This window comes from Deinococcus humi (genome assembly GCF_014201875.1).
In the GTDB taxonomy this organism is placed as follows: Bacteria; Deinococcota; Deinococci; order Deinococcales; family Deinococcaceae; genus Deinococcus; species Deinococcus humi.
Genome location: NZ_JACHFL010000026.1, coordinates 16,108 through 38,063, shown reverse-complemented (window position 1 = coordinate 38,063; position 21,956 = coordinate 16,108). Strand labels below are relative to the sequence as shown.

The window sequence follows — 21,956 nt, the reverse complement described above, 5'->3', positions numbered from 1 at the left end:
GACGACACACTCTTATAATCAATTTACTGGTTAGAATAGTTGACTAAAGAGAACTGTTCCCTTGGGGTACAGGGATGCCAACTTCCTCTGCTCCACCCCTGAGCGGCGAGTTGGTGGGCCGGTTCATGGGCACTATATGGCGATTTTCAGGCATGACTTCGCTCCCGTGCTGGCCTCGCATTTCGATCTGGACTCTCCGCGCTTCAACGTTTTGCAGAGCATCGGCAGTGGTTACAGCTACCCCGAAGCACTGGCCGTGCACCTGCATCTGCCGCCCACACTGCTCAGTCGCTATCTGGACCAGCTTCACAAACAGAATCTGATTGAGCGCCAGATCGACCCGATGGACTCCTGCCGCATCCGCCTAAGCCTGACCCCCAGGGTGAAGAGCTGATGTCAGAACAGACCCGCCAGAGCGTGCTGGCCGGAATCAAGACCACGCTGAACCAGCAGGCCAACGAGTTGGGCGAGAGGGTCGCGAGGGGGCTCAAGAACGGCTTCACCGCCAGCATGACGAGGATGTTCGGCACCAGCCTGTGGTTCATCGTAGTGGGCCTTCTCGTGGTGCCGTTCATTCCGGTGATTCCCATGCGCGGGGCCACCAACGTCACCAAGCGCGAGCAGCAGGCAGACGGCAAGCCCGCCGCCAGCGACTGATCCTTCTACCCATGCCAGAGACGGTCAGGCTCGAAAGGTCTGGCCGTCTTCTTTCTGTGGCACAAGGCAGCACGGAAGCCCTTTGCTCACCACATGGCCCACTCATCTCAAAAGGGGTGGGCTAAGCGAGGAACCGAGTTTTCAGAACAGCCAAAGTAAGGATCAAGCCGTCTCAGGCCGCAATCCACCTGCAGAACGCGCACCCCATCCTTTCGCAACGCTGTCGCCCCGTATACTGGCCGGTACTGTGACTGGCACCATACAAATTTCCGAGGCGGCGCTCGCCTCCTTAATCGGGCTGACCGCCCATGAGATCCCAGGCGTGGTGGGCATGGCCCCCGCCAACCTGAAGGAAGGCATTTCCCGCGTGCTGGGCCGCGCCAACGTCAGTGACGGCGTGGTGATCGGCAAGGAAAAGGACGGCGGCACCTACACCGCAGACCTGTACATCGTGGCGGCCTACGGCGTCAGCATTCCCACGGTGGCGCGCAATATCGTCGAGCGTGTGGAACACGTCGTCAAGAATTTGGCCGGGATCGAGTTGAGCGCCACCCGCGTGCATGCGGTGGGGGTTCAGCGTGTCTGACCACCAGGCCACCCTGAGTCCCGCTGATCTCGCCCGCATGCTGCGCTACGCCACCGACTGGCTGGGGGTGTTCCGCGAGGAAGTCAACGCCCTGAACGTCTATCCCGTCCCGGACGGTGACACCGGCACCAACATGCACCTGACCATGCAATCGGTGCGGCGCGAGCTGGACACCGCCGACGTGAGCAGCATGGCCGGTGTGGCCCGCGCGATCAGCTACGGCGCACTGCTGGGAGCACGCGGCAACAGCGGCGTGATCCTGTCGCAGCTGCTTAAGGGCTTTGCAGAAGTGATCAAGGACAGACAGGAGGTGGACGCCCCCACGCTGATCCGCGCGTTTGATGCCGCGCAGAAGAGCGGGTACGGCGCGGTGATGAAGCCCGTGGAGGGCACGATCCTCACCGTGGCGCATGGGATCGCCGAGGGTGCGCGCGGCGACACGGTGGACATGGTGCTGGAAAATGCGCTGTTCAAGGGCCAGGAGCTGCTGGACCAGACGCCCGAGATGCTCCCCGCCTTGAAGCAGGCTGGGGTGATCGACAGCGGCGGCCAGGGCTACCTGTATATCGTGCAGGGCATGCTGGCCGAGTTGCGTGGCGACGAATTGCCTGCAGCACCTGAGATCACCCACTACGCCCAGCAGGGGTTCGAGAACGAGGAATTCGGTTTCTGCACCGAGTTCCTGATGTCCGAGGCCACCAAGCCCATCGAAGAAATCCGCGAGCTGGTCAGCCCCTTCGGCGACAGCCTGCTGGTGGTGGGCGCGGAGGGCTACGTCAAGGGCCACATCCACACCAACGAGCCGGACGAACTGCTGGCGACGGTGGGCCGCTACGGCAGGATGCTCAAGACTAAAGTCGAGGACATGTCCGAGCAGCACACCGAAATTCTGGGCATGGCCGGGGCCACCGCCCGCGCCGAGGAGGAGCTGCCACTGTCGGGACTGGTGGCGGTGGCCAACGGCTACGGGCTGGTTAAGCTGTTCCGCAGCCTGGGGGCACGCATCGTCTCGGGTGGGCAGACCGCCAATCCCAGCGTGCAGGACATCGTAGACGCTGTCCGCAGCGTCAGTGCTGAGCGCGTGATCGTGCTGCCCAACAACAAGAACGTTCTGATGGCCGCCGAACGGGCGATGGAGCTGATGGAAGGCCGCGCCGTGGTGGTTCCCACACGCACGCTGGGCCAGGGCATGGGCGCGGCCCTGGCCTTCCAGCCCGACATCCCTGCAGACGAGCTGAAAGAAGCCATGACCGGGGCCTCGCAGGCCGTGACCACCTTCGAAGTGACGCGTGCCAGCCGCACCACCAACATCACCACTAAGAAGGGTGAGACGCTCGCCATCGCCGAGGGCGACGTCATCGGCTTGCAGGACGACGAGCTGGTGCAGGCTGGCGGCACCCCCGAGGACAGCGTGCTGAAAATGCTGACGGACGCTTACGACGGACAGGAGATCATCACGGTGTTCGGCGGCCCACAGAAGACGCAGGCCGATCTGGACGCGCTGGCCGGGCGCATCGGCGAGCAGTTCGACGGGGCGGAGGTGGAGGCGCACGCGGGCGGGCCGGATCTCTACGACTACCTCGTCACGTTGGAATAGACTCGGATTTACGCTGGGGCCGAGGCCAATCGCCTCGGCCCTTTCGCGTGGACCTTCTGCTGTGGGTGGAGGCCACCAGCTCCGTTGCCCGTCAGTCCACAAAGATATCCAGCGGCAGGAAGGCGCTGACGGTGTAGTTGGGTGCGTCCACCACCTGACTGATCTTCAAGTCGACGCAAGCGCTCGACAGCACATACGCCTGCTCCAGGCTCAGGCCGCGCGCCGTCAACCGCCGCAGCAGCGCACGCAAGGCGATGCGGGCAGCGGTCATCAGGTCCGGATCGTGGCCCGTGGTGGCGTGCCACCGCTGGCTGCTGCCGCCATGCGTGGGGGTGACGAACTCAGGCGTGGTCAGGCCAGCCGCTTTCTCCAGACCGACGCGCAGCGTGATCTGCCCGGCCATCTCGATGCCCGTACCGGACAGTTCTCCGTCCCCCTGAGCGGCATGCAGGTCTCCCACTGACAGGAGCGCACCGGGCACCTCTACCGGCAGATACAGCGTGCTGCCCACCACCAGTTGCCGGATATCCATATTCCCGCCCACCTGGCGGGGTGGCGCGGTGGGATGGGGACCGTTCGCAGCGGGCGCAACCCCAATCACACCGGGAAAGGAGGCCAGCGGCAGTCGAATCCCCGGCAAAAAATCCGTGTGACTGCCTGCCCGCAGATCCCAGAAATGCGTGTAAGGTTGCAGGCCCTCACCAGCCAGCACGGCGTCCAGCAGCCCGATTCCATCGGGGCGACAGGCCGTCCAGCCCCAGGCGGCGGGCCTGACCTCCAGCAGGTCAATACTCAGGGTGTCACCGGGTTGTGCGCCTTCCACGAAGATGGGGCCAGTTAACGGGTGGCCGCGCGGCGCATTCCGCGCAGGAAACGCATCGGCGTGGATCAGGGCCTCCAGATCAGCGGGGGCCGTCAGCTCCCCCGCCACCACCCGCCGCGCCACCCCACCGTCCGAGGCGTCCAGGGTGTCGAAGGTAACGCTGTCACCGGGCGACACCTTCAGTGCGGGCGGGAGCGTGCGGTCCCAGACGGTGTGGATGGATTCGGCACTCAGGTGATGGTCAGCCATGGGTTCCAGGCTACCGATAATCCGCCGCGTTAATCTGATGGACGATGCCCAATCCACACGCCCCCCTCCCCTTTTCTGCCACCGTCCACCCGGAAGCCCGCCCCGCTCAGCGGCTGACCTGGGATTCGCGCGAGGCTGGCCCCGAGGTGGCCTTCGTCGCTCTGCCCGGTGAGACGATGCACGGCAACCGCTTCGTGGAGGCGGCGCTAGAGGCGGGTGCGCCCTTCGTGCTGACCGATCTGGACGTGCCCCGCGCCGTGCGCGTGCCCGAGGCCTGGGCTGCCCTGCGGGCCTGGGCAAAGGCTGAGCGGGCGAAAAACGTGCGGGTGATCGGCATCACGGGCAGCGCGGGCAAGACCACGGCCAAAGCGTACGCGGCAGCGGCGCTGAACGCTCATTTCATGCCAGTGTTCAACACGCAGCCCGCCATCGCCTGCTTTCTGATCGAGTTCGGGGCTTCGGATCGCCCGCTGGTGGTGGAAATGGGCATTGACCGACCCGGCGAGATGGCTGAACTGGTAGAGCTCGTTCGCCCGGACGTGGGTGTGGTCACCGCGATTGGCCCGGCGCATCTGGAACAGCTGGGCAGCATCGAGAACATCGTGCGCGAGAAGGGCGTCATCCTGAACGGAGCACGTGGACTGGTGGGCGCACAGGCCGCGCCGTTCTACCCTGGGGCGGAGAGCTACGGCTTCGGGAATGTGACGCACGCAGGTCAGGGCCTGGAGATCACGCCGCAGGGAGCCACCTTCACCTTTGGTGGCGTCAACGTCCAGCTTCCCCTGGCCGCCCAGGTTCAGGCCGAGGCGGCCGTGCTGGCGCTGCTGCTGGCGCGGGAAGCGGGGGTGCCACTTACGGAAGCGGCCAGGGGACTCCTGGACGTCAGCGTGCCGGGGGGGCGCTACCGCGTCCACCAGGGCCGCTTCACGGTCATTGACGATGCCTACAACGCCTCGCCTGTGGCGGTGTCCGCTGCGCTGGGTGCCCTGCACGCTCTGCCGGGCCGACGTATCAGCGTGCTGGGGCGCATGCTGGAGCTGGGCGACACCGAACGCGCCCTGCACGCCCAGGTGGGCCAGGAAGCGCGGGCCAGAGCCGACCTGACCTACGGCGTCGGTGAGTTTGCCGCTGAGCTGGGTGAGCGGGTTTACGGAACCGTGCCGGAACTGATCGCCGCCCTGCTGGAAGAGGTCAAGGACGGTGATGTGGTGCTGGTCAAGGCCAGCCGGGGCATCTCGTGGACGGCGGAGCAACGGGCGCAGGCGGGGGTGGGACTCGATGTCGTGGTGGACGCCCTCCTTCAGTTTCGAGACAGCGCCAGCGCAGACTGAGGCGCCGGAAACTGACGCAGGTACGCCAGGGCCCGTTCCCAAGCCCCCGGTGGAAAGTAACAGGGCGCGGCGTGATCGTTGGCCGCGCAGAATTCGGCCATTGGCACAGTGATGTCCTCGACTCCCCCCTGCCAATACGGGGCGTAGGCGGCGTGGTGGCGGCGCAGCAGTCCTATCTCAGACACGTAGCCCTGGGCGTCAAAGGCGGTCTGGCCGTCGGTGACATACACGTGGCTGCCATCGAAACCAGGGGTGGGATAAATAAAACGGGGCCGGAAGCCTGCGTGCGGATACGTCTCAAGGAACGCGAAGGCCAGAATCTGGCACGCGCCTGCCGAGAAGAACGCGACGTCCGGACGCTGATAGCTCAGTCGTGCGCTGTCGAACTGTTCCCGGGTGCGGGCGAAGACGGTGATGGGCTGCCTCATGCAGCTGAGCCTAACGCCGGGAACAATGGGTTCCATGCGCCGCCTTCTCACCCTGTCTTGCGGACTGCTGCCGTTGATGGCCTGCGCCCCCGCCCCGGCACAGCCTCAACCCGCTGACCCAGTTGTGGTTGCCACACCCGCCGATCCCGCCTTCCGGGCCGCTTTTGCCCCCGAGGGCGCGGCGTGGGTATCGGGCGGAAGGGCCTGCGTGGCACGTGCGCCCTCCTACCGCGTCAGTTGCCCTGGCCTGCCCCTGGCGGTGGACGTGGGCTGGAACGGCGGGGACGCCTGGGCCGCCATCCCAAGTCTGGGGGCGGTCATCACGCTTGACCGCGCCGCGCAGACGGTGATGGTGGGACGGGTGGTGGCCCTGAGCAACACCCGCGCCTACCGCGAGGACGGCACCGCCGTGACCTACGCTGGAGCGCCGACGCGCGGCGTGATCGGCGCTCCCGCGGCGGCCATTACGGGTGGCAATGGCCAGGATTACGCGCTGCTAGGCGGCAAACTGGTCCGAGTGGGCGACGGCGTGGTGCTGGAAAGTGGGGCGGGCCCGTACCTGCGCCCCACTCCCAGCGGTGCCCGGTCGGCGGACGTGCCGGGCATCGTCAGCGCCTTTGGCAGTTATCGCCTGAGCAACGGTGAGCTGCAACGACTGGATGCGGCAGGCGGAGTCGTAGGCCGCGTCCAGCACGGGCCAGGGAGAATCGGACTGGTGGGCGGTGACGTGGTGACCGTCAGCCCGCAAGGCCAAGTTCGCGTTTTTGGTCCAGACCTGCGGGAAAGATAGGCCGTAGGCGGTCGGCCGTCAGCACCGACAAAATCCCAGTGCTGGCGGCCAGACCTTCTATTTCTCTTTACGACCCTCAGGGCATCGATTCGTATTAGGCAGAACACACCGGAGCCGGAAACATTTGAGGTCTCTCAAGCTTGCTTCATGCATTTCTTAAAGTAGAAGCGTTTCAGGAACGCCGTACGTCTTAGAACTGGGCGGCCTGAGAACCTGCCCCGAGGCGTCAGGCCACCGGGCCGCGCCAGCATGACTTTTGACCATGTCAGAGTTCGGTAAGCACCCGGATGATTGCATGGGGGAGCTTATGGCAGCCCCAGTTTCCCGCCCCGACGTCCGCCGTCCTTTCCTCTCTTTTCGCGTCTGGAACAGCTCCCGCCAGATGAGCACCTGATAAAAACCACCTTGATCTGGAGGGAGAATGTCTAGTTTCGTACAACGTCTGCTCAACCCGCGTCCCGCTGCGCTCGGGGTGGAAATCGGCACCAGCGCCATCAAGGTGGTGTCGCTGCGGGCCGGTTCGCCGCCCTCGTTGCTGCACGCCATCATGACGCCCACACCCATTGGCAGCATGCAGGACGGTCTGGTCGTTGAACCCCAGGCGGTCGCCACCGAACTGCGCAACCTGCTGGCCGAACACCGCATCACCACCCGTTACGCCGTGACCGCCGTGCCCAACCAGTCGGCGGTCACGCGCAACATCATGGTGCCCAAGATGGACCGCAAGGACCTTCAGGAAGCCATCAAGTGGGAGGCCGAGCGCTACATCCCGTATCCGATCAACGATGTCAGCCTGGATTTCGACATTCTCGATGATCCGGCCACCATTCCGGAGGACGGCCAGCTGGAAGTGGTAATCGCCGCCGCCCCCAGCGAAGCCGTGGCGCGGCAGATCGAAGTGCTGCGACTGGCGGGGCTGGAACCCACCGTGATCGACCTGAAGAGCTTCGCGACCCTGCGCGCCCTACGCGGGAACCTGCTGGGCGAACACCTGACCAAGAGCACCCTGACCGGCAGCAACTACACGGAATCCGGCGAGGTGGCCCTGGTGATGGAGATCGGCGCGAGCAGCTCGGTGATCAATCTGGTGCGTGGGGACCGGGTGCTGATGGCCCGCAACATCAATGTGGCCGCCGACGACTTCACCACGGCGCTGCAAAAGTCTTTTGATCTGGACTTCAGCGCCGCCGAGGACGTCAAGCTGGGCTACGCCACAGCGACCACCCCCACCGAGGACGAGGAAGACCTGCTGAACTTCGACATGGCCCGCGAACAGTACAGCCCGGCCCGCGTGTTCGAGGTGGTGCGTCCGGTGCTGGGCGACCTGATTACCGAGATCCGCCGCTCGCTGGAGTTCTACCGGGTCCAGAGCGGTGACGTGGTCATTGACCGGACCTTCCTGGCGGGGGGCGGCGCGAAACTACGCGGGCTGGCAGCAGCCATCAGTGACGCGCTGGGCTTCCGGGTGGAAATCGCCAGTCCCTGGCTGACCGTGCAGACCGATCAGGCGGGCGTGGATACCGGTTACCTCCAGACCAACGCGCCTGAGTTCACCGTGCCGCTGGGCCTGGCGCTCCGGGGGGTGGGCAGCCGTGGTTGAAATCAACCTGCTCCCCGCCCAGTACCGTAAGCAATCCGCACCCAGCGCGTGGCGTTACGCCACCTACGCCCTCGTCCCACTGACGGTGGCCGCCATCCTGATTCCTGAGGTCGTCACGGCCACCCGCGTCGGCGACCTGAACCGCGAACTTGATGCCCTCAACGGCGAGGTGGCCGCCCTGACCCCGGCCAAGCAGGAATTCGACACCCTGACGGCCGAGGCCCGGTCACTGGAGCAGGTCACGGCCATCGCCGAGCAGCTCAAGACCGGCAAGACGTACTGGACCAACGATCTGGCCACCTTCACCGAGCAGCTCCCCGGCGACAGCAGCGTGGCCGTCAATTCACTGAGTATTCGGGCAATGGACGCCAATAACCTCAGCAGCTTGCAGCAGGGCGGCATCTATACGGGCAAGGCCGTCACGCGTGAGATCGACGTGAGCGGCACGGCCAGCAGTCAGGAGGCCGTCGTGAACTTCCTGAAGCTCTACGAGAACAGTCCCAATTTTGGCGTCAACTTCAAGTCGTTGCAGAGCGCCGCTCAGGACAAGCTGGCCCAGGGCGGCAGCGTGGAAGCCAAACCGCAATACACCTTCACGGCCAGCATCGGAATCGTGGGCGCCCCACCTGCCGGCGAAGAAACCCCGGCTGCGGCCTTGCAGCCTGCTCCCGGAACGGCCTCTGCCGCGCCAGCAGCCTCGCCGGCACAAGGAGCGGGCAGTGTCAACTAAACTCTCTCCCCGAAATCTGTTTCTAATCGTACTGGCCGTCTGTATGCTGGTGCTCGCATTGTGGTTCGTCCTGCGCTTCCAGCCCCGGCAGCAGCAGATCACGGATCTGCAAGGCCAGCTTGAACCCCTCCAGACCCGCGTGACCCTCATGCGTTCGGCGTCCCAGGGGCTGCCCGCACTGCGTGAACGTGTCGCCGAATTGCGCACAGACCAGCAAGAATTCCTGACGGCTCTGCCCAGCGCCGCCAACTTCGGCGCGGTCCTCGATGAACTGCGCCGCACCACGGCGGCCACCGGGGCCACCCTCAACACCTTCTCGGTCCAGGGTGGCGGCGCGGCCACCGGACTGCCCGGCGGCGTGCGGCCCATCGGCCTGAACGTGGGCATGAGCGGTAAGTTCACCCAGATCTTCGAGACCCTGCGCGCCCTGGAAACCGCCGGCCGCTTCACCACCGTCAGCAACGTGGCACTGCAGCTGCCCAGTGCGACCAGCTTTGATCCTGAACTGGAAGGCACCCTGGGCCTGACCGTGTACACCTTTGACCCGGCCCAGGCCAGCGCGCAGGCCACGGACGATCCACAGGCGCCTGCCGCAGCGCCCAGTGACCCAGGAGGAACCCAGTGACCCGCGCGCCCATCAAACTCTCCCGCGAGATGAAACTGCTGCTGCTACTGCTGCTGATGGTGGCCCTGATCGGCGCGTGGTACGTCTGGACCAACAGCCGGGCGGCGAGCGCCCTGCCCGAACAGGGAAGTGCGCCGTCCAGCGCAGGCTCAGCAGAGACTGGCACCGACGCTATCGAGCCCGAGACCGGCAGCACAGCAGCTGAGACCACTACCTCAGGGGCCAACAACGGGACTGCAACTGCCGACCGTACTCCTGCGGCAGCTGCGGCCTTGCCTGGAACAGACACCGGTCTGCCCTCAGACCGCCCCGTCGCTTCAGGCAGCGGCGAGACTGATCCAGGCAGTGCAGGGACGCCCGGAACGCTGGCTGTGCAACCCAATCGGCCGGTGGAAATCGAGGTCATTCCCCCCTTCCCCACCCCCGAGGTCAGCGACGCAGTCAGCACGGACTCCACCACGCCGGGCGGGATCAACCCACAGGCCAGCATCGCTGCCATTCCTAGCAACAACCCCTTCCGGCCCCTCAAGCTGGACGAGAGCGCTCAGACCACGGCGAGCACGTCAGTCAGCGTCAGCACACCAATCACACCAGACCGCACGTCCATCCCCTCCTCCTCCGGGGACCAGAACAGCGATGTTCAGATCACCCCGATCACACCCAGCAGCGCCGGACCGCTGGCCATCACCCCGATCCCCGGCGCAGGCGGCAGCGTCAGGGCCTCATCCGGCAGCCTGAGCGGCCTGCCCGTCATCCCCGGTGGGGACGGCAGCACCGGTCTGGTCAGCCCCGCTATCCCTGACAGCACGGGCTCTGGAGCGACGGTCTCGGGCAGCACGCCGGACCGCACCATCGCCGGCACCAGCGGTGATTCTGGCGTGACCGTGATCGGCGGTAGCACCGTGGGAACAACGGGCTCAAGCGCGGCTGCCTCCAGAACCCCGAATGCTGCGGGCAGCCCGACCCGCACCACTCCGCAGGGCAATGTGGTCGTCACCGCCCCCAAACCGCCCAAACCCATCGCACCGCCCATTGCCGGGATGAACGTGCCCAGCGTGACCCGCGTCCCGACCGCGGTGTCCAGACCCGCCGCGTCGCCCTCTGCAAACCCGTCCGCTGCTGGTTCAGCCACGGCAAACAGCACGGCCACCAGCCGCCCGGTCCCCGGCATACCACAGGTCATCACCGCGCTCGGCCAGGACGCCGCTGCACAAGACCAGGACACGGCGGAACCCGCCCCTGCCGCAAGCCAGCTCGAGCAGTTCGTGCAGAAACGGCAGCTGGCCTTCAACGCCGCCGTGCTCGGCCCCATCAACACCGCCATCTTCCGGGGCCAGGACGGCTACGTGGTCGTTGCCGTGGGCCAGACACTGCCCGATTCTCAGGTCACCGTCAAGGAAGTCAGCGCCACCAGCGCTGTGCTGAGCCTGGGCAATGACCTCAAAACTCTCGAACTGGACCAAAGGTGAGCCAAGCCATGATGAACCGTTATGCCCTCCTGCTGACCGCCGCGCTCGGCATGGCCGCCGCGCAGACCGCCCCCGCCCAGACTGTTCCCGCCACGCCTAGTAACGCCACTCCCAAACCCGCCATCAGCGCCAGCCCCGCACAGACCATCGTCTCCGACCCTCAGCTTTCGGTCGCCAAGGTCACCTTCGAAGTCCGCCGTGCGGGCAGCGATCTAGCCTCCATGCTCGTCGCCCTGGCCATGAGCGCGGGGTACGAGATCATCATCGAACCCTCGGTGGACGGCGTGTTGCTGGCCAACAGTGTCGCGGCGCCCACCGGCGCTGCAGCGACGGGCATGGGCAACGTCGTGTCCTACTCGTTCAAAGACAAGCCCTTCAACGAGGTCTGGCCCCTGGTGCTGGACATCTACGGCCTGAGCTACGAGTCGCTGGGCATTGGCGGCAAGACTGTGCTGCGGGTGGGCATCAAGCCTATCCAGAAGATTGTCAAACTGCCCGCCAGCCTGAGCGCCGCCGACACCGAGCGCCAGCTCAAGCTGTCCTTCGGGAGCCTGCGCAAGATCACGAGCAGCCAGACCAATGCGGCTCCGGCGGGAGCCAACGTTGCCGGAGCGCAGGCCACCACCACTGAGGCCAGCCAGGAGGAAATCGTATTGGATTCGCCCACCATGCGGATCGTCGCCGAGCCGGCCTCGAACAGCGTGATCATCCGGGGCACCAACCAGGAAGTGGCCCAGGTCGAGCGACTGCTCTCGCAGATCATCGCCGCCCAGGCGTCGGCCCCCGCCGTGGTCAAGCCCACCCCGATTCCCAATGTCCAGCGGGTGTACAGCGTCAATGGCCGTCAGGAAGACGTGGTGGGCCTGCTGGGCGCGCAGTACCCTGGCCTCAAGGTGTCTGCAATGGGCACCACCGGACAGGTGGTCGTCAGCGGCCCTGAGGACCAGCTGGGGGAAGCCTTCAAGTTGCTGGCTCAGGTCGACCGCCCTGTCAGCGTCGCCCTGGACCCCAAGACGTCGGTCCAGGTCTACTCCGCCAAAGGAAAATCCGAAGACGTGACCAAGTTCCTGGCCGCGCAGTATCCGGGCCTCAAAGTCACGCCCATCGGCACCACCGAGAGGCTGGTGATTAGCGGGGCCCAGGATCAGCTCAGCGCCGCGCTGGCCCTGCTGGGTCAGGTGGATCAGCCCGCGCCGGTGGCTGCCAGCACCGTGCAGCGCGTCTTCACGCTGATCAATGCCAGCGCCGAGGAAGTGAAGGCCACTCTGGAAGGCACTCTGGCGCGGGACGTGACCCCGAACACCCTGACCCCCAACGCCACCTTGATTAACCCGATCACCGGGCAGCCCTACACCAGCGGTCCCGTCGCTAATGCTCCGCTGCAATCCCAGGCCGCGGGAACCGCTGGGACAGACAGCGCGGCCACCACCCAGGCCGCCACCATCATCGCCGACAAGCGCACCAACACCGTAATCGTGCGCGGCACAGTGGCCCAGGTCGAGCAGGTGGCCCAGCTGATTCCTCAGCTGGACCAGAAAGTGCCGCAGATCAACGTGCAGGTCCGCATTCAGGAAATCACCGAATCGGCAGGCCGTAGCCTGGGCATTGACTGGAAGGTAGGCTTTGGCGGCTTCACTGTCTCAGCGGGGGGCGGTGGCCTGGGCGCAGCCTTCAATCCCACCCAGAGCCTGATGGGCTTTAACCTGGGCGCGACCCTGAACACCCTGCAGAACCAGGGCCTGTCCAAGAGCGTTTACGACGGCGCGATCACCATGCAGAGCGGCCAGCGTTCGCTGGGCAGCGCGGGTCAGACCCAGAACGCCTCCGCTGACGCGGCAGCCACCATCAAGTCCGGCGGACGGCTGGAGATCAACATTCCCTCGGCGGCCGCCAACGTCCCTGGGATTCAGAAGCAGATCGACTACGGCGTGAACCTGGACTTCTACAACCCCCAGGTGGCACCAGACGGCTCGATCACCATGCGCGTACGCGGCCAGGTCAACGATCTGACTACCGCCATCACCGCCTCGACCGTGCCCAACCTGCTGCAGTTCACCAACAGCGAAGCGCAGACCACCCTGACCTTCAAGAGCGGTGAGACGCTGCTCCTAAGCGGCCTGCTCAAGACCAGAGAAACCCGCAACAACGACGGCGTGCCCTTCCTGTCGAGCATTCCCGTGATCGGCGGCCTGTTCGGCAAGGAAACCACCAAGAAAGAGCAGACCCAGCTGCTGGTGGTCATTACCGGAAACATCGTCAAGTAAAGTCGCGCCCGGCCTTCCCGCCTCCCTCCGTATACAGGAGGGGGGCTTTTTGCGGCCCCTGCCGCGTCCCGCCCTGTTTGGGCATGGCCCCTTGGCAGGCAGAGGGTGGGCGCTACAGTCGGCCCATATGAGGTATCTGACCGCTGGAGAATCGCACGGGCCGCAACTGACGGCCATCATCGAGGGGGTGCCGTCGGGACTGCCGCTGGGCAAGGGCGACATTGACCCGTGGCTGCGGCGGAGGCAGGGCGGCTACGGGCGTGGGCGGCGCATGGTGATCGAGACCGATGAGGCGGCAATCCTGAGTGGCGTGCGGGCAGGGCGCACCACTGGAGCGCCGATTGCGCTGGTGATCGAAAACAGGGACCATCGCAACTGGACCGAGATCATGTCGCCGGAACCGGGCGGGGAGCCGCGCAAGAAAGCCCTCACCGACGCCCGCCCCGGCCACGCGGACCTGACCGGCGGGATCAAGTACCGTCACAAGGACCTGCGCGACGTGCTGGAACGCGCCAGCGCCCGCGAAACAGCGGCCAGGGTGGCGGTGGGCAGCGTGGCCCTGAAGCTGCTGGAGGAGCTGGGCATCCAGGGCGCGAACTACGTGTCCAGTCTGGCCGGAATCGAGACGAAACAGGATTTCAGCTGGGACGCGCTGGACGCCATTGAGGACAGCGACCTGCGAACGCCCGACGCTGACGCCGCTGAGAGAATGCGCGAACGGATCGACGCGGCCAAGAAGGACGGCGACACGCTGGGCGGCATCCTGGAGGTGCGCTTCCGCGGGCTGCCAGTGGGCCTGGGCAGCTTTGTCCACTGGGACCGCAAGCTCGACGGACGCATCGCGCAGGCGTGTCTGAGCGTGCAGGCCATGAAAGGTGTGGAGATTGGGCGGGCCTTCGACAACGCCCTGAAGGCCGGCAGCGGCGTGCACGACGCCATCCATTATCGTGACGGCACCTACGCCCGCGACACCAATGGGGCGGGGGGCCTGGAGGCGGGCATGACCAACGGCGAGGAACTGGTCGTCCGCGTGGCGATGAAGCCGATTGCCACCCTGATGAAGCCGCTCCCTACCGTCAACGTCGTGTCGCATGAGGCGTCGGACGCGGCCCGTGAGCGCAGCGACACCACCGCCGTGCCTGCTGCCGGAGTCATCCTGCAATGCGTGATCGGCCTGGTCATCGCAGACGCTATTCAGGAGAAATTCGGCGGCGACACCCTGAGCGAGTTGCAGGAGCGGGTGGCGGCGGCGCGCGCCTACGCGCAGTCGTACTAGTGGCACTGGGAGAGGTCAGCACAGTGTCGCCCCGCTCTGAGGCAACCTTGGTGGGACTGACCGAATGCGTGGAGCACGAGCTTCAGGCGCTCCTGGCTGCCCCGTCCGAACCTCCAGACCGTGCCATTGTTACCCCGCACACGGAGGAGTCCTCTAGACTGTCACCCATGTGGAGTACGGGCCTGATCGAACGCCCAGTCGACTGGGTGGCGCTGGCTGGCTTCATGGGGACTGGAAAGAGCCGGGTGGGCTGGGAGCTGTCGCGCGCCCTGGCACTGCATTTCGTGGACACCGACAAGCTGATCACGCGGGTGGTGGGCAAGAGCATCCCCGAGGTGTTTGAACAGGAGGGCGAGGGCTACTTCCGCTCCTGCGAGGCCGAGGTGGTGCGCCGCGTCTCCCGGCTGGAACACGCCGTCATCAGCCTGGGCGGCGGCACGTTCATTCATGAGGCCAACCGCCGCACGCTGCTGGAACGTGGCCCGGTGGTGGTTCTGTGGGCCACGCCCGAAACCGTGTACCAGCGCACCAAGCACAGTGACCGCCCGCTGCTGCGCGCCGAGGACCCCCTGGGCCGCATCCGCAGCCTGATGGACGAGCGCGAGGGCGTGTATCGCCAGGGCACCATCCACGTTCACAGCGATGGCCGGCCCTCTGAGGAAATCGTGGAGGAGATCATCGAGCGCCTCTGGAACTGGTCCGACGCTGCCCACGCCTGGGCCGAGGCCCCCGAAGCGTTGGCGGACCGTGCGACGGATTGAGGTCGGCGGGCCGCAGGCGTATGGGGTGGAGATTGGCTCAGGCCTATTGTCTCGACTGCAGGTTCCGCAACGCCACATCGCGCTGATTCATCCGGCAGACCTTCCAGCACAGTTCGTGGAGGCGGTACGGGCCAGCCTCTCCCCCACTGTGACCATCGAGGTACCTGCGCGCGACGACTGCAAAACGCTTGAGGTGCTGGGCAGCGTGCTGTCCCGGCTGGCTGCCGCCAACATCCCCCGCGACGGGGCGGTCGTGGGTCTGGGCGGCGGCGCGGCCACCGATTTGGCGGGCTTCGCGGCGGCCAGCTATCTGCGCGGCGTGGCCTTCTACACGCTCCCCACGACGCTGCTGGGCATGGTCGACGCGGCAGTGGGGGGCAAAACCGGTGTCAACCTGCCCGAGGGCAAGAATCTGGTGGGCGCTTTTCATCCCCCAAGAGCGGTATGGTGTGACACCGACACACTCACAACGCTGCCCGACGCCGTATTCCGCGAGGGCGCTGCTGAGGCCTACAAGCATGGTCTGATTTCGGACCCCAGTTTGCTGGAGCGTGTTCTCTCGCCCCAGTTCAAACCCGGCGGCATGAATCTCGAAGACACCCTGGCCGATGCCATTGCCGTGAAAGCCGGCGTCGTGACCCGTGACCCCACTGAGCAGGGTGAGCGGGCGTATCTGAACTTCGGCCACACGCTGGCGCACGCGCTGGAGGCGGTGACCAATCACGCGGTCACGCACGGCGAGGCTGTGGGTTACGGGATGCATTACGCTGCGCTGCTGTCCCACGCAGTGGGCGGTGCGGACCTGACGCCGCACACGTTGGCTTTTCTGAACTGGCAGCGGCCTGCGCCCCTGTTCCGTCTCACCTTCGAGGACGTGATGCCATACATGGCCCGCGACAAGAAGGCCGACTCACAGGGCGTACGCTTCGTGCTGCTGCATGAACTGGCGCGTCCTTATCTGGCCCGCGTGCCGGAAGGGGTTCTGCGGGAGGTGTTCGGGGAGTGGCAGGCGCAGGTAGCCCTCCTCTCAGCCAGGGCGTAGACCTGTCACGCCGAACCCGTTAAGAGAAACGGCCCAATAGCGGATCCACAGCAGTGAGTTTAGGCGTCGATCCCGTCTGGAAATATCACCCCCCAACAACCTGCCGATCAAACTGGGACCGTCGCCTATCTCCTGCCTAACCCTGGCGGGCAATCCGGAAACCCGACCATGTGTGGAAGAGGCAGGCTTCGCCGTCCAGACATCCATGAACCGCAACTTCTCGCTGAATACCGAGGACGAACTCACTTCCACCTGCCTGATCAAGCCACTGCTGCGCCGCGCCCGACCTTCCACCCTGCTACCCTCCTCCCATGCTGCTGATCCTCAACGGCCCCAACCTCAACCGCCTGGGCCTGCGTGAACCGGGTGTGTACGGCTCGCAGACCATCGAGGATCTGGAGCGCCAGTGCGAGGCCTGGGGTGCGGAGCTGGGTAAGGCCGTCACCTGCCGCCAGAGCAATTACGAGGGCCAGCTCCTCGAATGGATTCAGGAGGCACAGGAACAGGGCTTTTCCGGCATCGTGATCAACCCTGGCGCGCTGACGCACTACAGCTACGCCCTGCGCGACGCCATCTCGGGCCAGCCGCTGCCCGTGGTAGAAGTGCATATCAGCAACGTGGACGCCCGCGAGGAATTCCGGCACAGATCCGTGACGGCGGCCGTCTGCCGGGGCAAGATCAGCGGTCTGGGTTTTCTGGGATACCGTCTTGGCATGGAGTACCTGATCGACAGGGAGAATGGGGTGGGCGCATGAGCTGGCAACCGTACGCCGCGCAGCCGGACAGCACCGTGACCGGAACGCTCCTCCAGTGGGAGGGGGTGGGTGACGCCAATCACGCCGCCCGCACCATGCTGGCCTGGCTGCCGCCCTCGTACGCATCGCAGCCGGAGAAGCGCTACCCGGTGGTCTATTTCCACGACGGTCAGAACGTGTTCGATGCGGCCACCAGCTACAACGTCAGCGAGTGGGGCGCCGATGAGACGCTGACGATGCTGGCCGCAGAGGGGCTGGAAGCCATTGCCATCGGCATTCCCAACGGGAATGAGCGGCGTTACCACGAGTACAGCCCGGTCCGCCATCCGGGCTTTCCGCCAGAGGTTCCCGGTGGGGGCGGAGGCGACGATTACCTCGCTTTCCTGATCGAGACCGTCAAGCCGCTGGTGGACACCCACCTGCGAACCCTGCCGGACGCCAAACACACCACCCTGATCGGCTCCAGCATGGGCGGCCTGATCAGCCTGCACGGCCTGCTGACGCGCCCGGACGTGTTTGGCGGTGCAGGCGTCATGAGTCCGGCGTTCTGGGCTTGCGCGGGCGAGGCGTTCGGGCGGGTGCGGAGCAGCCCGCCGATCAGGGGCAGGATGTGGCTGGACATCGGCGGCAGGGAAGGCAACGATCATCCGGAGCAGGAACAGGCGTACTGGAACGACGCCCATGCCATGCGCGATCTGCTGCTGGAAAAGGGCCTGGGCGAGCGTCTGCACTTTCAGGCGGACCCAGAAGGAATCCACCGCGAAACGGCGTGGAAGGTGCGGCTGCCAGGGGCGCTCCGGTTCCTTCTTCAAAACTAGATTTCTTGCCCACGCCCCTTGCCCTTCCTTTGTCTCTTTCCACATTCCACTGGGCTCTCCTCGGCGGGTTGCTAGACTCCTTCTCACGGTGAACAGGACAGGAGGACGGAGCGCCGCACAACGCCGGGGGGGAGGCAGGCAGTGAATCACGCCTACGTGGATGCCAGCTGGCACGAACTTCCGGATGGTTCCGGCGTGGGCGGCTGGGGGCTGGTGCTGCGGACGCCAGGGAGTCTGGCCCAACGTTTCCAGGGCCGCCTCGTCGCTCCCGACAACAACGCTGCAGAACTGCGTGCGGTGCTGGAGGCGGTGAGACTGGCCCCGGCGGGGGAACCGCTCAGCGTCTTCACCGACAATCAGGCGGTGATCGCCGCTGTCTCACGCGGGCGCGGGGGCCAGCATCTGGGCGATCTGGCGCGCGAGGTGATGGACGAGGCCGAGGGGCGTGGCGTGACGCTGCGGGTGGGATACACGCCGCGCACCCGGCGCCACATGCTCTCGGCCCACCATCTGGCGAACGACGCGCGGCGTGGCAATGGCACACCCAACCTGGACCTGACCCAGGCCGACGTTTTGATTGAGCAGCGCCCCGCCATGGCCGAGGCGCGCGTCAGCCTGCGCCGCAGCGGCGAGCGGGTTACGGCGCACGTCACCCTCGATCCCCTGTCGGATGTGCCGCCCAGCGCCCAGGCGTTGTTGGCGGCGGTGGAACTGGCCCAGCCCGGAGAATCGCTACTGGTTCGCCGCGCCAGCAAGGTGGCCCAGGCGTTGTGGCAGCGCCCCGAGCGCGCCCTGCGCCCGGATGCCCAAGCGCGGCTGCTCAGCGCCCGGCAATCGGCAGAGGACTCGGGCGTGCGGGTCGAGTTTCTGGGGGTGGGCTAGCAGGCGTATGGCGCACAGCCCGGGAGGGCAGGGCAGCGCTTTTCAGCAGCCATTCCTCCCAGCCGTTAGACTGACCGCATGACGGGGCCAAAGAAGGGATCACGGGGACGCGCCCCCAAGCGCAACACGGCGCAGGGACGCGGCGGCATCACGCGGGACACAGTGAAGCCCGCGCGGGAACGCACCACCTCGCGCGGTAGTGAGGTAGAGAGCGCAGGAAGCGGCAGGACGGGGGCCAGAACAGACACCGCAAAACCAGCCGGGAGCCGCACGACGCAGAGTGAGCGGCGGCCCGGCGGGGCAAAGTCGCCCACCAATCCGGCGCGGCGCGGACCAGGGGAACGCGCCGCGGGCGAGCGTGGTCCGGGGGCAAGGGGTTCGGATAGGAGCTCAGACGGCAGAGGCGAGCGCAAGGAAGGAGCAGCCGGACGGCCCTTCAAGCCCGCCCCAGGCCGCAAGCCACCGCCCAAGCTGGGCCGCAAGCCCATGCCCGAGCTCAAGCGTGTGCAACTAGACGCGCCCGCGCCCGATACGGTGTTCAGGGACCGTGACGGCGAGCGGCTCACCTTCCCGGACAGCAATCTCAAGCGGGTGGCCGCTGCCGTGCTGAGCGAGAAGAACAAGGCGTGGCGTTACCGCCCCTTCGCCTTCCCGCTGTTCAGCGACAGTGGCAACGAGACGGCCTTCCACTTCGATTTCTACGTCTACGATTACGAGGACAGCGTGATCAAGCTGATCATGGTGATTCCCTTCGAGTCGCGCGAGGTTTGGGACAAGGTCGGGCGCTTCAAGCGTCAGTACCCGATGTACAGCTATGAGCTGTGGACGCCCGAGAAACTGGCGAAGCTGAGCGGCCCGCGTGGACGGCTGGATTTCTAGTTCGCAGCGCTGACCGAAGCGGCCACGGACCGCTTTGCCAAGAATATTTAAGGAAGTGTGCAGCCCTCCCCCACAGATGCCGGGGGTCAGGTCTGGTAGCGTTTCCAGCATGGAGGAGTGCGCGGCGAAAACAACCCGCACTCTCCCCTATGCTGCTGATGCTGCTGGGTCTGGACGTATCACGCGCCAGCGCCCTTCCAAGGAGTTCCCCGCGAAATGCCAACCATAGTCAGAACCTCTGAAAATTCTCAACCCTCCACCCGACTGCGTCCCGGCAGCCCCTACCCACTGGGGTCCACCTGGGACGGTAAGGGCACCAATTTTGCGCTGTACAGCGAGAACGCCAGTGGCGTGGAACTTTGCCTGTTCGATGATGCCGGCGAAGAAACCCGCTATCCGCTCACCGAACAGACCGCGTTCGTCTGGCACGGTTATCTGCCGAATATCGCGCCGGGCCAGAAGTACGGCTACCGCGTTTACGGTGAGTACGCCCCCGAACGCGGCCTGCGCTTCAACCCCAATGTGGTCTTGCTCGATCCCTACGCCAAGGCGCTGAGCGGCACCGAGGAATTCAACGAGGGCGTGTTTGGCTACGTCCCTGGCGGAGAAGACACGGTCATGCAGACCGAGGATCAGCGCGGCGCGCCGCTGGGCGTGGTGATCGATCCGGTGTTCAACTGGGTGGGCGACCGCAAGCCCAGCATCCCCTTTCACCAGTCGGTGATCTACGAGGCCCACGTCAAGGGTCTGACCATGACCCACCCCGACATCCCCGAAGCCCTGCGCGGCACCTACGCCGGTGTGGCCACGGAGCCAATGCTGGAGTATCTCAAGGACCTGGGGATCACCGCCATCGAGTTCCTGCCGGTGCATCAGCATCTGGACGATCCGTTCCTGCTGGACAAGGGCCTGACCAATTACTGGGGGTACAGCACGCTGTCCTTTTTCGCGCCGGACGTGCGCTACTCCGCCGAGGCGAAGAAGGGCAACCCGGCCGGGGCCGTGGCCGAGTTCAAGAATATGGTGCGCGCCCTGCACGACGCCGGGATTGAGGTCATTCTGGACGTGGTGTACAACCATACCGCCGAGGGCAATCACATGGGGCCGACGCTGAGTTTCAAGGGCATCGACAACCCCACCTACTACCGCCTGGTGGCCGAGAACCCGCGCTTCTATTTCGACTACACCGGCACCGGCAACAGCCTGAACGTGCGCCACCCCCAGACGCTGCAGCTGATCATGGACTCGCTGCGCTACTGGGTCACGGAAATGCATGTGGACGGCTTCCGCTTCGATCTGGCCTCCACGCTGGCCCGCGGGCTGCACGAGGTGGACCAGCTTTCAGGGTTCTTCACCATCATCCATCAGGACCCGATCATCTCCCAGGTCAAGCTGATCGCCGAACCGTGGGACGTGGGCGAGGGCGGCTATCAGGTGGGCAACTTCCCAGTCAACTGGGCCGAGTGGAACGGCATTTACCGCGACGACATGCGCGCCTTCTGGAAGGGCGAGGGTGGGCTGGCCTCTGAGATCGGCTACCGCCTGACCGGCTCGTCTGACCTGTACCAGAACGACGGACGCGCCCCCTACGCCTCGATAAACTTCGTGACCGCGCACGACGGCTTTACCCTGCGCGACAGCGTGACCTACGAGCACAAGCACAACGACGCCAACGGCGAGGGCAACAACGACGGCCACAACCACAACATCAGCTGGAACTGCGGTGTGGAGGGCGAGACCGACGACGCGGCCATCAATGCGCTGCGGCAACAGCAGCAGCGCAACTTCCTGGCCACCCTGCTGTTGGGCCAGGGCACCCCGATGATCCTGGGCGGCGACGAGATCGGGCGTACCCAGGGTGGCAACAACAACGCGTACTGCCAGGACAACGAGATCAGCTGGTACGACTGGGCCAGCGTGGACGAGGACTTGCTGGCCTTTACCAGGAAGGTGATCGCACTTCGTAAGGCGCACCCTTCACTGCACCGCCGCAAGTTCTTCTCCGGGCGCACCATCCGGGGCGAGGACATCCGCGACATCATGTGGCTGCGCTACGACGGCCAGACCATGACCGACGCCGACTGGAGCAACGAACAGACCCAGAGTCTGGGCCTGTTTCTGGACGGCGATGGCCTAGACGATGTCGATGCCGAGGGCAACCCGGTGCATGACGACGACCTGCTGCTGCTGCTCAGCAGTTCCTACGTGGATCTGCCGTTCCGCCTGCCGGACCTGGACAGTTGCGACAACTGGGAACTGCTGCTGGATACCTCTGACGACCATGCCGAGGAGCGCATTAAGACCGGCGAGGAGACCACCCTCAAAGCCCGGAGCGTGAAACTCTACCGCTGCGTCCGCAATTAAACCCCCGCATCTGACACGGAGACCTGGCGC

21 protein-coding genes are annotated in these 21,956 nt (G+C 65.6%); 19 read left to right on the top strand and 2 right to left on the bottom strand.

Translation table 11 applies throughout. The features are described from left to right. Positions 1-136: 136 nt before the first annotated feature. From HNQ08_RS24940 to HNQ08_RS24925, 4 genes are all read left to right on the top strand, one after another. The gene (locus HNQ08_RS24940) at positions 137-394 is read left to right on the top strand and encodes a helix-turn-helix domain-containing protein (RefSeq protein WP_184137945.1); all 258 of its coding nucleotides are present in this window, start codon (positions 137-139) and stop codon (positions 392-394) included. Further along, positions 394-657 (top strand): hypothetical protein, encoded by a 264-nt coding sequence (locus HNQ08_RS24935; protein WP_184137944.1) that lies wholly within the window; start codon positions 394-396, stop codon positions 655-657. Before HNQ08_RS24940 ends, HNQ08_RS24935 begins: the two co-directional genes overlap by 1 nt. Positions 658-904: 247 nt before the next feature. Continuing rightward, the gene (locus HNQ08_RS24930) at positions 905-1,243 is read left to right on the top strand and encodes an Asp23/Gls24 family envelope stress response protein (RefSeq protein ID WP_184137943.1); all 339 of its coding nucleotides are present in this window, start codon (positions 905-907) and stop codon (positions 1,241-1,243) included. Positions 1,244-1,280: 37 nt separating this feature from the next. After that, positions 1,281-2,840, top strand: a complete 1,560-nt coding sequence (locus tag HNQ08_RS24925; RefSeq protein ID WP_184137953.1) for a DAK2 domain-containing protein — start codon at positions 1,281-1,283, stop codon at positions 2,838-2,840. Between the two features lie 91 nt (positions 2,841-2,931). On the opposite strand, the gene HNQ08_RS24920 is transcribed toward HNQ08_RS24925, so the two are convergent. Next, positions 2,932-3,912 (bottom strand): acetamidase/formamidase family protein, encoded by a 981-nt coding sequence (locus HNQ08_RS24920; RefSeq protein ID WP_184137942.1) that lies wholly within the window; start codon positions 3,910-3,912, stop codon positions 2,932-2,934. Positions 3,913-3,956: 44 nt separating this feature from the next. Here HNQ08_RS24920 and murF point away from each other — a divergent pair, with 44 nt between their 5' ends. After that, positions 3,957-5,243, top strand: coding sequence for a UDP-N-acetylmuramoyl-tripeptide--D-alanyl-D-alanine ligase (gene murF / locus HNQ08_RS24915; RefSeq protein WP_184137941.1), 1,287 nt, complete (start codon positions 3,957-3,959; stop codon positions 5,241-5,243). Here murF and HNQ08_RS24910 read toward each other — a convergent pair. Continuing rightward, positions 5,213-5,671: a hypothetical protein gene (locus HNQ08_RS24910; RefSeq protein WP_184137940.1), complete on the bottom strand. Its 459-nt coding sequence runs from the start codon at positions 5,669-5,671 to the stop codon at positions 5,213-5,215. The two genes, murF and HNQ08_RS24910, sit on opposite strands and share 31 nt — an antisense overlap. Positions 5,672-5,705: 34 nt before the next feature. Here HNQ08_RS24910 and HNQ08_RS24905 point away from each other — a divergent pair, with 34 nt between their 5' ends. The 14 genes from HNQ08_RS24905 (at position 5,706) to glgX (ending at position 21,926) form a co-directional block, all read left to right on the top strand. Then, entirely contained in the window at positions 5,706-6,461 is a 756-nt protein-coding gene (locus HNQ08_RS24905; RefSeq protein ID WP_184137939.1) for a hypothetical protein, read from the top strand. Positions 6,462-6,882: 421 nt separating this feature from the next. After that, entirely contained in the window at positions 6,883-8,061 is a 1,179-nt protein-coding gene (gene pilM / locus HNQ08_RS24900) for a type IV pilus assembly protein PilM (protein WP_184137938.1), read from the top strand. Continuing rightward, on the top strand, positions 8,054-8,791 hold the full coding sequence (locus HNQ08_RS24895) for a fimbrial assembly protein (RefSeq protein WP_184137937.1): 738 nt from the start codon (positions 8,054-8,056) through the stop codon (positions 8,789-8,791). The genes pilM and HNQ08_RS24895 overlap by 8 nt, the downstream gene beginning before the upstream one ends. After that, a complete protein-coding gene (locus HNQ08_RS24890; protein ID WP_184137936.1) occupies positions 8,781-9,416 on the top strand; it encodes a type IV pilus inner membrane component PilO in 636 nt (211 codons plus the stop codon). Before HNQ08_RS24895 ends, HNQ08_RS24890 begins: the two co-directional genes overlap by 11 nt. Then, a complete protein-coding gene (locus tag HNQ08_RS24885) occupies positions 9,413-10,885 on the top strand; it encodes a hypothetical protein (protein WP_184137935.1) in 1,473 nt (490 codons plus the stop codon). The genes HNQ08_RS24890 and HNQ08_RS24885 overlap by 4 nt, the downstream gene beginning before the upstream one ends. A gap of 8 nt (positions 10,886-10,893) precedes the next feature. After that, positions 10,894-13,149, top strand: coding sequence for a secretin N-terminal domain-containing protein (locus HNQ08_RS24880; RefSeq protein WP_229790269.1), 2,256 nt, complete (start codon positions 10,894-10,896; stop codon positions 13,147-13,149). A 127-nt stretch (positions 13,150-13,276) separates the two neighbouring features. Continuing rightward, complete coding sequence (aroC, locus tag HNQ08_RS24875) at positions 13,277-14,425, top strand: chorismate synthase (RefSeq protein ID WP_184137934.1); 1,149 nt, start codon at positions 13,277-13,279, stop codon at positions 14,423-14,425. Between the two features lie 167 nt (positions 14,426-14,592). Beyond that, positions 14,593-15,186 carry a shikimate kinase gene (locus HNQ08_RS24870; RefSeq protein ID WP_184137933.1) on the top strand — a complete coding sequence of 198 codons (594 nt, stop codon included), beginning with the start codon at positions 14,593-14,595 and terminating at the stop codon, positions 15,184-15,186. Further along, on the top strand, positions 15,173-16,228 hold the full coding sequence (aroB, locus tag HNQ08_RS24865; protein ID WP_184137932.1) for a 3-dehydroquinate synthase: 1,056 nt from the start codon (positions 15,173-15,175) through the stop codon (positions 16,226-16,228). Before HNQ08_RS24870 ends, aroB begins: the two co-directional genes overlap by 14 nt. A 311-nt stretch (positions 16,229-16,539) precedes the next feature. After that, the gene (aroQ, locus tag HNQ08_RS24860; protein WP_184137931.1) at positions 16,540-16,983 is read left to right on the top strand and encodes a type II 3-dehydroquinate dehydratase; all 444 of its coding nucleotides are present in this window, start codon (positions 16,540-16,542) and stop codon (positions 16,981-16,983) included. Then, positions 16,980-17,801 (top strand): alpha/beta hydrolase, encoded by an 822-nt coding sequence (locus HNQ08_RS24855; RefSeq protein WP_184137930.1) that lies wholly within the window; start codon positions 16,980-16,982, stop codon positions 17,799-17,801. Before aroQ ends, HNQ08_RS24855 begins: the two co-directional genes overlap by 4 nt. A 141-nt stretch (positions 17,802-17,942) precedes the next feature. Then, positions 17,943-18,683: a ribonuclease HI gene (locus HNQ08_RS24850; RefSeq protein WP_184137929.1), complete on the top strand. Its 741-nt coding sequence runs from the start codon at positions 17,943-17,945 to the stop codon at positions 18,681-18,683. Between the two features lie 78 nt (positions 18,684-18,761). After that, positions 18,762-19,562 carry a hypothetical protein gene (locus tag HNQ08_RS24845; RefSeq protein WP_184137928.1) on the top strand — a complete coding sequence of 267 codons (801 nt, stop codon included), beginning with the start codon at positions 18,762-18,764 and terminating at the stop codon, positions 19,560-19,562. A gap of 216 nt (positions 19,563-19,778) precedes the next feature. Continuing rightward, positions 19,779-21,926 (top strand): glycogen debranching protein GlgX, encoded by a 2,148-nt coding sequence (glgX, locus tag HNQ08_RS24840; protein WP_184137927.1) that lies wholly within the window; start codon positions 19,779-19,781, stop codon positions 21,924-21,926. Positions 21,927-21,956: the final 30 nt, after the last annotated feature.

Bases quoted from the DNA above. Each gene is read 5' to 3' on its own strand.
- HNQ08_RS24940 (WP_184137945.1), top strand. From the start codon at position 137: ATGGCGATTTTCAGGCATGACTTCGCTCCCGTGCTGGCCTCGCATTTC.
- HNQ08_RS24935 (WP_184137944.1), top strand. From the start codon at position 394: ATGTCAGAACAGACCCGCCAGAGCGTGCTGGCCGGAATCAAGACCACG.
- HNQ08_RS24925 (WP_184137953.1), top strand. From the start codon at position 1,281: ATGCTGCGCTACGCCACCGACTGGCTGGGGGTGTTCCGCGAGGAAGTC.
- HNQ08_RS24920 (WP_184137942.1), bottom strand. From the start codon at position 3,912: ATGGCTGACCATCACCTGAGTGCCGAATCCATCCACACCGTCTGGGAC.
- murF (WP_184137941.1), top strand. From the start codon at position 3,957: ATGCCCAATCCACACGCCCCCCTCCCCTTTTCTGCCACCGTCCACCCG.
- HNQ08_RS24910 (WP_184137940.1), bottom strand. From the start codon at position 5,671: ATGAGGCAGCCCATCACCGTCTTCGCCCGCACCCGGGAACAGTTCGAC.
- HNQ08_RS24905 (WP_184137939.1), top strand. From the start codon at position 5,706: ATGCGCCGCCTTCTCACCCTGTCTTGCGGACTGCTGCCGTTGATGGCC.
- pilM (WP_184137938.1), top strand. From the start codon at position 6,883: ATGTCTAGTTTCGTACAACGTCTGCTCAACCCGCGTCCCGCTGCGCTC.
- HNQ08_RS24880 (WP_229790269.1), top strand. From the start codon at position 10,894: ATGATGAACCGTTATGCCCTCCTGCTGACCGCCGCGCTCGGCATGGCC.
- aroC (WP_184137934.1), top strand. From the start codon at position 13,277: ATGAGGTATCTGACCGCTGGAGAATCGCACGGGCCGCAACTGACGGCC.
- HNQ08_RS24870 (WP_184137933.1), top strand. From the start codon at position 14,593: ATGTGGAGTACGGGCCTGATCGAACGCCCAGTCGACTGGGTGGCGCTG.
- aroQ (WP_184137931.1), top strand. From the start codon at position 16,540: ATGCTGCTGATCCTCAACGGCCCCAACCTCAACCGCCTGGGCCTGCGT.
- HNQ08_RS24855 (WP_184137930.1), top strand. From the start codon at position 16,980: ATGAGCTGGCAACCGTACGCCGCGCAGCCGGACAGCACCGTGACCGGA.
- HNQ08_RS24845 (WP_184137928.1), top strand. From the start codon at position 18,762: ATGACGGGGCCAAAGAAGGGATCACGGGGACGCGCCCCCAAGCGCAAC.
- glgX (WP_184137927.1), top strand. From the start codon at position 19,779: ATGCCAACCATAGTCAGAACCTCTGAAAATTCTCAACCCTCCACCCGA.